Consider the following 11,954-nt stretch of genomic DNA (forward strand, 5'->3'; position numbering starts at 1 on the left):
CCTGATAAACGTCGCAGCACTATGAAACTGAAATCTTGTTTGGTTGCATGTCTGGCGATGTTTGGCCTGACCAGTGAGCTGGTCGCGCAAGTGCCTTCCACGTTGAACTACCAAGGTCGCGTGGCGGTGAACGGAGTGAACTTCACCGGAACAGGTCAGTTCAAGTTCGCCTTGGTGAATGCTGCCGGCTCACAATCCTACTGGAGCAACGATGGAAGCAGCAGTGGCGGCGGCCAGCCCACAACCGCGGTCAGCATCAGTGTCAGTTCCGGCCTCTACAGCGTGCAGTTGGGCGACACTTCGTTGACCCACATGACCGCAGTGCCAGCCACGGTGTTTGCCAACGGCGACGTCCGCCTGCGTGTGTGGTTCAATGACGGAACCAACGGCTTCCAGCAGATGACGCCGGATCAAAAGATTGCTGCAGTCGGCTACGCGATGATGGCAGCCACCGTGCCAGACGGATCGATCACCGCGGCCAAACTCGCTCCAGGGGTTGGCGGGGGTGGTGGCGGGGGTTCCATCGCCGATGGCTCTATCACGGCCGCGAAGCTGGCTTCTGGTGCCGCAGCAGGAAATCTGGCAGCAGGTAATCTCAGCGCCGTGGCCTCTGGCGGCATCATTGGCTCGACAGATGCGAACAACGCTGCGCTGCTCGCGCAGGGTTTTGTGCGGGATCCTGCGGTGATTCAATCCGAAGGCACCTGGATCCCCATCCCAAGCGGTGACACCGTCGCCGGGCACACGGCCGTGTGGACCGGAAACGAATTGCTGATCTGGGGTGGAGTCACGCCCACAACAAGCGCCGGAATGGCCAGCTATGCGGCGATCAACCGTGGTGTTCGCTACAACCCCTCAACCGGGGCCTGGGCTCCGATCTCGCTCGCAGGTGCGCCCCAAGCCCGCTTCGGCCACAGCGCTGTGTGGACCGGCACCGAGATGATCATCTGGGGCGGACAAACGACAAACACCACGAGCGCTCCGGCCACCGTCCTCGCCACCGGCGGGAAATACAACCCCACCACCAACACTTGGAGCAGCATGTCGTCGAACATCGACAGCAGCGGCCCGCCACCAGGCATCCCGGACGCACGCACCGGCCACCTCGCATTCTGGACTGGCACGGAGATGTTGATCTGGGGCGGCAGCTCCAGCTCGCAGAGTTTCGGCTCCAGCACGGGAGGCGGAGCCGTTCCGCTCCCAGGAAAACGATACAACCTCGGCTCCAACACATGGTCCAGCATGGCCGCCACAAACATGGAGCTCTCGGCTCCCATAAGCTACAGTGGCGTGTGGACTGGCTCAGAGATGATCATTTTTGCAGGCAACATGGGCACTGCCGAGCCGCCACGGGCAGGCCGCTACAGCCCCACGGTGGACGCATGGCAGGCTCTGCCTGCGCTGCCGGGCAATCCCGCGATCGAATCAGGGTTTTCGACGGTTTGGAGCGGCACGGAAATGATCGTCTGGGGCGGTGTCTCCGGCGCAGGCACCAGCTACCTGAATACGGGCTTCAAGTTCAATCCCGCAGGTGCTTCGGGGCTTGGCACATGGACCGCGACCACCACCACAAACACGCCGACGGGGCGTAGCGGACAATACGCGGTATGGTCGGGCACGGAAATGATTGTCTGGGGTGGGAGTGCGTTTGTGCCGGTGCCCACTCCTTCATTTGTCCAATACAATGACGGTGGCCGCTATAACCCGGCCACCAATGCGTGGCAGGCTTTAAGCACGGCGGACGTTCCTCCCGCACGCACGGCCGCCACGGTCACCATGGCTGGCAGCAAAATGATCATCTGGGCCGGCATCCAGAAAGACCCCGGCCTGCCCGATGCCAGCGTGGCGAAGTATTTGAAACATGGCAGCGAATACCAACCCTCGTCGAATACATGGAGCCCCCTCATGAACGGCTCCCCCGCGCCGCGTTTCGGCCACACGGCGGTGTGGACAGGCACTGACCTGATCGTGTGGGGCGGCACCGTCACAACCACGGGCGCCACTGGATATGATCCCACCTTCGGCGACGGGGCGCGTTTCAACGCCGCCACCGGTGCCTGGACCCCGCTGCCGTCGCTGAACGCGCCCACCGGCCGATTCAACCACACCGCCGTTTGGACCGGCACGGAGATGATCGTCTGGGGCGGCCAGCAGTTCGATACCTCTGGCGGCCCCGGCATGGCCGTCACCCTGAATTCTGGAGCCCGCTACAATCCCCTGACTGACACCTGGACCACCACCAGCCTGGCATTTCCCCCATCGGCTCGCACCAAACACACTGCCGTTTGGGCCGGCTCACCGGTCAATCGGATGATCGTCTGGGGCGGCACTTCCGACGGCGTTGGCATGGCGGTCAACACCGGCGGACGTTACGACCCCGCCACCAACTCCTGGGGAACGGCGACTTCGACCACCAACGCCCCGACCGCGACCTTCGGACATGTGAGCCGTTGGACAGGCAGTGAAATGATCGTCTTCGGCGGCGGGCTCATGAATGGCTACCGCTATTATCCAATCACCAATTCATGGTTGAGCATGGCGGAGACGCCGATGGCACTCTCTGCTCCTCCTTACATGCCACCTGCCGCAGTCTGGACTGGCGCCGACTTGTTGGCCTTTGTCGCTTCGAACTCGGCACCCGGCTTCGGTTCCTACTCTCCCGTCTCTGATCTTTGGCAAAGCCCCTCCACGTCCGGAGCTCCCACGGGCAATCACCCGTCCAGCTATCCCACTGCCGTCTGGACTGGCACCGAAATGATCCTGTGGGGCGTGGCCAGAGACAATCCCGCCACTTTTTCCACGACGCTCCAAGGTGGCAGATACTCCTCCGTAACCGACACATGGGTGGCTTTGGAAAGCACTGGAGCTCCGTCCGCCTCTTATGGTGCCAGCGTGTGGACCGGCTCTGAGATGCTTCTCTGGGGCGGTTCGCCGGGTGACGGTGCGGCTGGTGTCACCCTGAGCGACAAAGGCCATCGCTATCGCCTGCCACAGGCTTATTACCTCTACCGCAGACCGTGAACCTGCCCGCAGCCATGAAATGCATCGCATTCCTCACTCTGGTGTCTTTGAATGGAGCCCTCGCCCAGTCTTCTGGCGGGCCGTACTCGATCACAGCGGCCAGTTTGGATCCCGCTGGAGGTCGCTCCGCTACGGCATCGTATCGTCAAGACTCGAATCTCAGTGCCACAGCATCGCAAATCAGTTCCAGCGCGGCCTACCAAGGCGCTGCAGGCTTCTCTTCGATGCTGCGGGATGCCGTCAGCTTGCTCGCCTTGCCAGGGACCGTGCCCGAAGCCGTCGCCACCCAGCTCACGTTGCGACAAGTTCTTGATGATGGCACGCAAACCGCGGTCAGCGCTGCTTTAGCTACCTGGAGTGTGAATTCCGGACCAGCATCCGTCAGCGCCACGGGGCTACTCTCCGCTCAGGCTGTGTCCACAAACACCGACGCAACCCTGCAGATCACCTTCAGCGGCGTCAGCGCGCCCTCCACAATCACCATTCAGAACACCGTCGCGGACAACTTCGGCCTTTATGCGGCGGACGGCCTCGACGACGGCTGGCAGGTGCAGTACTTCGGCCCGAACAATCCCCTCGCCGCACCCGGCGTGGATGCGGATGGAGACGGCCAGACCAATCTTTTCGAGTTCACGGCAGGCCTGGTTCCGAACAGCCGCGCTTCACGCTTTGTTTTTTCTCTTGAAGGCGTTCCCGGCCAGCCGACGCAGAAGCGCATGGTCTTCCAGCCTGCCATCAATGGACGCACGTTCACCTTGCTTAAAAGCAGCACTCTCCTGCCAGGAAGCTGGCAAACCGTTCCTGGGGCTGTCGTCGTGGGGAATGATGGCACACAAACACTCACAGATCCCTCTGCAGGGACTTCACGTGCCTTCTATCAGGTGCAGATCAACGTGCCGTGACAAGCTGCGCCGGGAGGTCTAGCCTCCACGCATGCCAGCCCCACTCCACACCCACCAAAGCCGAAATCCTTCGCGAACTCGTGGACCGTGTGGTGTTTCACAATCAGGAGAACGGTTACTGCATCCTCAAGGCGGTGCCGGAGGGCAGGCGCGATGTCGTGAGCCTCATCGGACGGGCACCAGGCCTTGTGGCTGGTGCTCAACGCGGCACAAGGCTTGATGGACTTCGGTGAAACGTTTGAAGTTGGTCAGTATGAGACGGCTGATTTTCATGCCGGAGACAAGCTGGCGTTTGGAAGACGAGGACTTGTTGGGACCGGCCTTGTCAGGGATATGCGTCTCGCCAACGATTCACCATGCGCTGGCTCCAAACCCTGCACGAACAATGGATGACCGCCCGGAAACGACGGGTGGAGGCCTCTGTGCGGGCGTTTCGCCGAGATTGGGAGACGCTGCTCGATGACGCAGGCCTCACCTCCGCGGAAGAACGTCAGGCAGCCCAACGAGACGCCGAGAAGCTCCCGCTCAAACTCATCCCCTTCCGCCACAAGCCGCGATTCATCGACAAGATCGAAGTCCCCCTCGAATCCGAAGCCTGGCTCCATGCCCTGTTTGGCTCCCAAACCGGCGCGGAAGCCCAACAAGCCGCTTTGGCCGTGGTGGAGCACTTTGCTGCCACAACACATCCGCTGCTCCCCGAGGCTTGGAACGCTCTTTTGAGCCGTTTGAAGGCCGAATTTGCCCTTCCGCATGCCGTGGAGCCGTTTCGATGGCGCGAGGCCAACCGTGTCGAAGAACTCTTGAAGCTGCTTTTCGACCTCACGAGCCGCGAATGGCCCGAGGGCACGCTGATCCGCGATGCGAGCACGCAAATCGGCCGCGACTCCAAATACCTCGAAGCGCAGCAAAGCTTCATCGAGCGGGCGCTGGAGCTGCTGCTCGGCCGCGAGACGCCGTTGGAGGCGCTCGGCATTCAGACAAGCAATAGTGTGCTGCATTACAGCGGCCCGCTCCTGCTGCACTTCGACGATCACGTCAAAACCCTCGACCTCCGTTTCGAGTCCACGCTGTCCGTCGCCGAGCTTGAGCGTGCCACGCACCTCACCACCACCGCGCAGCGACTCCTCACCGTCGAGAATCGCAAGACCACCTTCCTCCAGCTCACGTGTGCCGATGTCACACGCAGCACGCTGATCGTCGCCACCTCGTTCCCCACGCAGGCTGTGCGTCTGCTGCTGCAAAAACTGCCGCCCGACCTCCCCCACCATCACTTCGGCGACACCGATCCCGCCGGCTGGGACATCCTCCGCAAACTCCGCGAGGTCTCCGGCCGCACCGTGCATCCCTTCCACATGCGCTGGCGTCCCCAAGCCAACGCCTCACCCCTCACCCAACGCGATCAGCAGATCCTCTCGCGATTGCTCGCCGATCCCTGCATGACTGACTGCCACGATGAACTGCACGCGATGCGCGAAGCCGGGAACAAAGGCGATTTCGAACAGGAGTCCCTCGGCCGGCCGACTTTGGAGGAATGGCCGTTTTATGAGTGACTTCGCAGCCACATCCAGGCAGCCATGGCGCCGGGAATGAGGAACACCGCCCAGCCGGGCCAGGCCATGCGGCCGGGGGGCTGCGGGCGTGGATAGTCAGGTGTGACGCCGGCGGCGAGCATGCGGTCGTAGAGATGCGGATGGACCATGTTGCTGCCGCGCATGATGGCGGGAAGCTGGTTGACCTGGTAGATTCTCTCCAAGGCACGGGCATAGACGGCAGCATCGACGGTGCCCTGGATGGCGGCGTCATCGGCGTGGTGTTCCATTCGACGGGCGATGTGTTTGGCGAGCTTCAGCAGCAGAAACACCACGACAAAGAGCCAGAACAAGCCAGCCGAGCCAAAGTGATGCATGAGAGGATGAATCAAGGTGATCAGCATGAGGGAGAGCACGGGGATGAGCCGTGAAAGACAGACGACGATGTTTTCCCGCAGGTGAGCGAGCTCATGCAGGATGATGCTGCGCAACTCGTCATCATCGAGCGCGTCGAGCACACGGGAAGTGAAGACGAGGCTGCGCAGGTAGATGAGCGCCGCAGCACGGGCGAGGGGCGATTCACCGTAGTACACACGCCAGGGCTTGATGCCCGTTTGCGCGGCCATTTCATCCACGAGGCGTTCGAGGCGCATGCCAGGCGATGTCTTCGCTTTGCGGAAGAGATACAACACCGGCAGCCAAATGCCCGTGAGGATGACGATGACCGCGAGCGTTCCCAGACCAAAACGCAGCCAGTCACGAGGCTGCATGACCCCGGGCATCGTGTGGAGCAGCCAGATGAAGATGGCCAGCATGCCAAACTGCACGAGCACCTGCCAGAAAGTCTCATACAGCCATTTGGGGAAGGTGTAGCGCGGCTCGATCTCGCGGGTGGAAAAGAAGCTGCCGGCAAGATACCCGAGGATGGCCGCGACGTAGCAGCCCGTGCCGTCGCCGGATGGCTGCAGCATCCCGGCAGCGATGAGGCAGGCGATCATGGTGCCGACGAGGACGCGCCGGGCCGGCCAGAGCAGCCGGGCACGTTCCGTCCAGTGCGCGCCGCTGCTTTTGCGCCAGGGGATCAGCGCCAGATGCATCGTGATCATGGTGATGAAGGCGGCGCTGAGGCCTGAGACGATGATTGGTGGCCACTGGGAGTCCATCCAGGCATCGAAGCCAGGAATCGGAGGCGCTGTCAATCCTGTTGACGAGACACGGGTTGACCGGGCTGCCCGCAGGGCGGACGATCCGCCATCATGGCCTCACCCACCGACCGCGCGCGCACCATCGCTGTTTTCTGCGACTTCGAAAACCTCGCCATCGGCGTGCGGGAGGCGAAGTATGACAAGTTCAACATGAACAAGGTGCTCGACCGCCTGAAGGTGGAGGGCAGCATCGTGGTGAAGAAGGCCTACTGCGACTGGGAGCGCTACAAGGGCTTCAAGAGCACGATGCACGAGGCGGCCTTCGAGATGATCGACATCCCGCATGTGAGCCAGAGCGGCAAGAACTCGGCCGACATCCGCATGGTCGTGGACGCGCTGGACCTCTGCTACATGAAGTCGCACGTGGACACCTTTGCCATCGTGAGCGGCGACTCCGATTTCTCGCCACTGGTGAGCAAGCTGCGTGAGAACAACAAGACGGTGATCGGGGTGGGTGTGAAGCAGTCCACGAGCAACCTGTTCATCGGCAACTGCGACGAGTTCATCTTTTACGACGACCTCGTGCGCGAGGAGGAGAAGGCGAAAGCTCGTGCGGCGAAGGTGAAACAGATCGCCAAGCCGGTGCCGCAGGAGAAAAAGGCCGGTGGCGACCCCGAGAAGGCGATCCAACTGGTGGTGGACACGGTGGAGGCGATGCTGGCACGCAGCGGGAGTGACACGGTGTGGGCCGGACCGGTGAAGCAGGCCATCCGCCGCCTGCAGCCGCAGTTTGATGAGCGATTTTACGGCTTCAGCACCTTCAGCGCGTTGCTGGAGGCCGTGGCAGGCCGCGGGCTGATGCGACTGGAGAAAAACGAAAACGGCTACCGCATCAAGGCGGCGGTGATGGAGGAATAGCGCCCCTCACTGGGCGCTGCGCTCGAAGGCTTGCGGCTGATTCCCGATCAAGGACAGCGCTTCGCCAGCCAGATAGAGCGATCCGGCGATCAGCAGGCGTTTCTCATCTTGGGTGGCATACAGCGCAGCGGAGACGCTGGGGTGAGTGGTCACGGCGCGATCTTCAAGATGAAGGTGCAGCCAAGTCTCGCGCAACTGTTCGGCGGAAAGGGCTCGTGGCGAATTGAAACTGGTGAAATGCCAGGCGCCGACGACTGGCGCAAGTTCACGCAACACGGCGCTGATGTCCTTACCGGCGACAGCGCCGAAGATGACCGCCGCTTTCTCGCCTGGGAACTGATCCCGCCAGGTTTGTGCGAGCACGCGGGCAGCGTCGAGGTTGTGGGCGCCGTCGATGATGAAACGGCCGGCTTTTTGAAAGCGGGCGGGCCATTGCACGTCGCACAGGCCGCGCTGGAGGATGTCTTCCTCCAGATCAAAGCCAGCCGCATGCAGCGCAGCATTGGCCATGGCGGCATTCCAACGCTGATGCGGCCCTGCAAGGCCGGTTTCGCCGTGCCAGGGGCTCATCACGAGGCTGAATGGCGCCTCCCGGGCCTCTGCCGTGCGCTGGATCACCTCCAGCGCCTCCGGCTCCTGCGCCAGGGTGATGACAGGCACGCCCGGCTTGATGATGCCAGCTTTCTCAGCGGCGATTTTGGCGAGCGTGTCGCCCAGCATGTCCATGTGATCCCAGCCGATGGGGGTGATGACGCAGACGGCGGGGGTGATGGCGTTGGTGGCGTCCAATCGCCCACCGAGGCCGGTTTCGAGCACGACCCACGGATTGCCACGGCGGGCGAACCATTCGAGCGCGAGGGCAAAGGTGAGCTCGAAGAACGTCGGATGCGGCTCCCAGCCGGCGACACGCTCCCGCAGACGAGCAATGCCCGCGGCGATCTCGTCCGGCGTGATCGTGCGTTCCGCATCGCGGATGCGTTCGCCGAAGTGGATGAGGTGCGGAGAGGTGAAGAGCCCTGCGTTGACGCCAGCAGCCTTCAGGATCGCATGGATGAAGGCACAGGTGGAGCCTTTGCCGTTCGTGCCGGCCACGTGGATGAATTTCTGGCCTGCGGCAGGCAGACCGAGCTCGCGCAAGAGTCTGTGCACGTTGTCGAGGCCCAGTTTGATGCCAAAAAGCTGCGTGCTGTAGAGCCAGTCGATTTCGCGTTGCGCCGTGTCTTTGATCATTCCCGTCGTGCACGGTGCCTGCGCCGCAGCAAGGCGCAAGCGCCGGTGAGCAGCAGGACGAATCGCGAAGGCTCCGGAACGACGGCGAACTCGATGCCCTGGGTGGTCATCTGGTCGAGGTAGATGGGAATGAAGTTGTCAATGGAGTACTCCACGTCGCCAAGGGTGCCGATGACGGAATGCGTGCCCAGCAGGGCCAGCCTGCCATTCCACGGCACAAAGGTGGGGCTGCCGGAGTCGCCGCTTTCGAACTTCGACTCGCCATTCTGCCCGCTCACATAGCTGTAGCCGATGCCGTAGCTGTCGGAGGTGGTGCCGCCGTTGGGGAAGTTGTAGTCGGCGTAGGCATCGATCACGTTCGCGCCGAGTCGCGGACCGTTTGCCCCGTGCCCGTAGAGCAGCACCGGCAGGCCGAGGTAGCTTTCGATGGTGGACAGATCGAGGATCTCATACGCGGCGATGCCATCCGCAGGATTCAAGGCGGACGACAGCCTGCCGATGGCGAAGTCGCTGATCTCGCCGTTGTAGGTGAAGTGGTAGGTGGTGGCGTCCACGCCATAAGTCACGACCGAACCCTGCGCCGCGCTGTAAAAGCTGATCTGCGATCCCGGGCTGTAGTGCGTGGAATAGACGAAGAACTCGTCGCTGATCATCGCGAAGCTCTGGGAGGTGTTCGCCGGGTTCCAGCCCACGCCTGAAAGGTCGTAGCCACTGCCCAGAAACGAGGCTGACACGTTCTCCACCGGCGAAAGCGGATAGCCGGAGGCGAAGCGATCATTCGTGGCGGCGTCGTAACCGACAATCGTGAGCGCCCGGGCCGTGGTGACGGCGAGGAGCAGGGCGACAGTGATTTTCCAGGCTGGAGTCACGCGGGGAGAATGCCGGATCGGCGGCCTTTTGCCAAGAAACAAGATGCTCTCCCAGGATTCGCGGTTTCCTGGCCGTCCGCCGCCGCTATGATGCGCGCCGCATGTCCGCCCCTCCCGATTCTGAATCCGCACTCTGGCAAAAACGCTTCTGGCAGCTCCTGGCGGCTGTTTTTGTCGTCCGCATCGGCGTGATGCTGCTGTTTGTGAACGGCGCGGATCTGGCTGGTGACGAGGCCTATTACTGGGACTGGGGCCGCCGGCCTGACTGGTGCTACTACAGCAAGCCGCCAATGATCGGCTGGATGATGGGCGTGATCGGCTGGATGACGGGAAATGCGGAATGGGGCATCCGTTTTGCAGCGCTGCTGCTGGGCTCTGCCACGCTTGTGATCATCCATCGCATCGCGCTGGTGCTGTTTGACGCGCGGACGGCGTTTCTCACGGCGGTGCTGGTCCTGCTGACGATCGCAAACGCGGGGCTCAATCTGCTGCTGACCATCGATGCGCCGCTGCTGCTGTGCTGGACGCTGGGGCTGCTGCTGTTCTGGTTCGCGGTTCAAAAACCGGCGTGCAACATCCGCTGGCTGGCGCTGGCGCTGGTGATCGGCATCGGAACGCTGAGCAAGCAGATGATGCTGGCCTTTCCGGCGCTGATGCTGGTCTTCGCGGCGGTTTCCCGCGAGGATCGCGGCCTGCTGCGGAACATGCGGATGTGGGCGGCCATCGTCATCGGCATGGCATTCATCATTCCAGTGCTGAAATGGAACCAGGAGCATGCCTGGATCACGCTGGAGCACACGAAGCATCATTTCGACGGCGAGACGCGCAGCTTTGGCAAATGGATCAGCCGCACGCTGGAAAACGTGGGCCTGCAGGCGCTGATCTACACGCCGGTGACGTTCGTGGCGCTGGTGGCGGCCATGCTGGCGGCGATCAAGTGGCGCAAACAGCTCACGCGGCCCGTTTTGTTCCTGCTGGTGGCCTCGGCCCCTGCCCTGGCGTGTTTCGCGGTCCTTTCGCTTCGGCAGCGCATCAATCCGAACTGGCCCGCGGCGTTCTTTGTGCCGGCCTTCGTTCTGGCGGCGGCATGGATGCGCGGTCTGCTGCCCTCAAAGGCGAATCCAGGCTGGCAGCGCTGGTCACTGCGCGTGGGCGGTGCGCTCGTGGTCATCGTGCACCTCGCGCTCGTGGTGGTTTTTGCCACGGATTTGAAGAGCATCAAGAAGCTGGCCAGCATCCGTGGCTGGCGCGAGGCGGGCATCGAGGCGCAGAAGTTCCTCGATCAAGTGCCACGAAAGGACCAGACCTTTGTGATGGCGCTGGGACATCGCTACCACGCGGCGCAGATGGCCTTCTACATGCCGTCGCACCCTCGTCTGTATCGCTGGGAGCCAAGCGACAGCGTGCAGTCGCAGTACGAGATCTGGCCGGGGCCGGAGGAGTGCATCGGCTCCGACGCCCTGATCCTCGATCCATCCGTCGAAGGAACGCTGCTGCAAAATCCAGTGTTCACCGCCGCCTTTGAGAAGCTGGAGCGGATCGGAGAAATCCGCGTGCCGCTGGGCCAGGAGAAACGCGAATTCAGCGTGTATCTGGGCCGGAACCTGAAATCGTGGAAAGCCGTGAAGCCGCAATGACTTCCTGGGATCTCAGTCTGCTACATCAAATCAACACAGTCTGGTCGCACCCGGCGCTGGACTGGATCATGCCCGCGATCTCCGCCATCGAGGCGTGGATTCCTTTGATCGCCATCGCCGTGCTCTGGACTGCGCGGAAAGGCGGCAAACGGGCGCGTGTGATGTTGTTGTGCCTCGGAATCGCCGTGGGAATCGGAGACGGCGTGATTTCAAACACCCTGAAGAAGACGATCGGCCGGGTGCGGCCGCGCGATGCCTTGCAGAGCGTCACGGTGCGTGATCTGGGCCCCGCATCGCCCGCGTTCATGCGTTTGTTCGAGCCCGTGGTGGTCAAACCGAGCGAACCGAATGGCGAAACGCGCGGGAAGTCGTTCCCATCGAGCCACACGGTGAACATGTTTGCCGCCGCGACGGTCATCGCCTGCTTTTACTGTCGAGCGGGCCTCCTGATGTATCTGCTGGCCACCGCGGTCGCGTATTCCCGCGTCTATTGCGGCGCTCATTGGCCGAGTGACATCCCACCGTCGATGGCGCTGGGCGTTTTGGTGGGATTGACGGTCGTGGCGGTCTCGCTTCGTTGCAGGGCTTGAAGCATCCGGGGTCGTCCCCTGGCCATCCCGTCCGCTCGTGTTCGGCAGCAAAGTCGTTTCCAAAGACGAAAAGCATCCTTATATCCGCGCATGTTGCCGACCAGTCTGGAAGA

9 protein-coding genes are annotated in these 11,954 nt (G+C 62.4%); 6 read left to right on the top strand and 3 right to left on the bottom strand.

Annotated elements, in window-relative coordinates:
* Positions 1-21: 21 nt before the first annotated feature.
* From IAE77_RS12715 to IAE77_RS12725, 3 genes are all read left to right on the top strand, one after another.
* Positions 22-3,021, top strand: a complete 3,000-nt coding sequence (locus IAE77_RS12715) for a hypothetical protein (protein WP_294227022.1) — start codon at positions 22-24, stop codon at positions 3,019-3,021.
* 14 nt (positions 3,022-3,035) lie between these two features.
* Positions 3,036-3,923, top strand: coding sequence for a hypothetical protein (locus tag IAE77_RS12720; protein WP_294227024.1), 888 nt, complete (start codon positions 3,036-3,038; stop codon positions 3,921-3,923).
* Positions 3,924-4,279: 356 nt separating this feature from the next.
* Positions 4,280-5,473, top strand: coding sequence for a Wadjet anti-phage system protein JetD domain-containing protein (locus IAE77_RS12725; protein WP_294227026.1), 1,194 nt, complete (start codon positions 4,280-4,282; stop codon positions 5,471-5,473).
* Here the strand turns inward: IAE77_RS12725 and IAE77_RS12730 are convergent.
* Positions 5,464-6,615 carry a M56 family metallopeptidase gene (locus tag IAE77_RS12730; protein ID WP_294227028.1) on the bottom strand — a complete coding sequence of 384 codons (1,152 nt, stop codon included), beginning with the start codon at positions 6,613-6,615 and terminating at the stop codon, positions 5,464-5,466. The genes IAE77_RS12725 and IAE77_RS12730 overlap by 10 nt on opposite strands.
* 93 nt (positions 6,616-6,708) lie before the next feature.
* Here IAE77_RS12730 and IAE77_RS12735 point away from each other — a divergent pair, with 93 nt between their 5' ends.
* Positions 6,709-7,515, top strand: a complete 807-nt coding sequence (locus IAE77_RS12735; protein ID WP_294227030.1) for an NYN domain-containing protein — start codon at positions 6,709-6,711, stop codon at positions 7,513-7,515.
* 6 nt (positions 7,516-7,521) lie between these two features.
* Here IAE77_RS12735 and IAE77_RS12740 read toward each other — a convergent pair whose 3' ends face one another.
* Together IAE77_RS12740 and IAE77_RS12745 are read right to left on the bottom strand one after the other, a co-directional pair.
* Positions 7,522-8,745 carry a folylpolyglutamate synthase/dihydrofolate synthase family protein gene (locus IAE77_RS12740; RefSeq protein WP_294227032.1) on the bottom strand — a complete coding sequence of 408 codons (1,224 nt, stop codon included), beginning with the start codon at positions 8,743-8,745 and terminating at the stop codon, positions 7,522-7,524.
* Positions 8,742-9,614 carry a PEP-CTERM sorting domain-containing protein gene (locus IAE77_RS12745; protein ID WP_294227034.1) on the bottom strand — a complete coding sequence of 291 codons (873 nt, stop codon included), beginning with the start codon at positions 9,612-9,614 and terminating at the stop codon, positions 8,742-8,744. The genes IAE77_RS12740 and IAE77_RS12745 overlap by 4 nt, the downstream gene beginning before the upstream one ends.
* Before the next feature lie 101 nt (positions 9,615-9,715).
* Here IAE77_RS12745 and IAE77_RS12750 point away from each other — a divergent pair, with 101 nt between their 5' ends.
* Positions 9,716-11,251, top strand: a complete 1,536-nt coding sequence (locus IAE77_RS12750; protein ID WP_294227036.1) for a glycosyltransferase family 39 protein — start codon at positions 9,716-9,718, stop codon at positions 11,249-11,251.
* Positions 11,252-11,319: 68 nt separating this feature from the next.
* Positions 11,320-11,841: a phosphatase PAP2 family protein gene (locus IAE77_RS12755; protein WP_294227038.1), complete on the top strand. Its 522-nt coding sequence runs from the start codon at positions 11,320-11,322 to the stop codon at positions 11,839-11,841.
* The last annotated feature ends 113 nt before the right edge of the window (positions 11,842-11,954 follow it).

The organism is Prosthecobacter sp. (assembly GCF_014879935.1).
Lineage (GTDB): Bacteria > Verrucomicrobiota > Verrucomicrobiia > Verrucomicrobiales > Verrucomicrobiaceae > Prosthecobacter.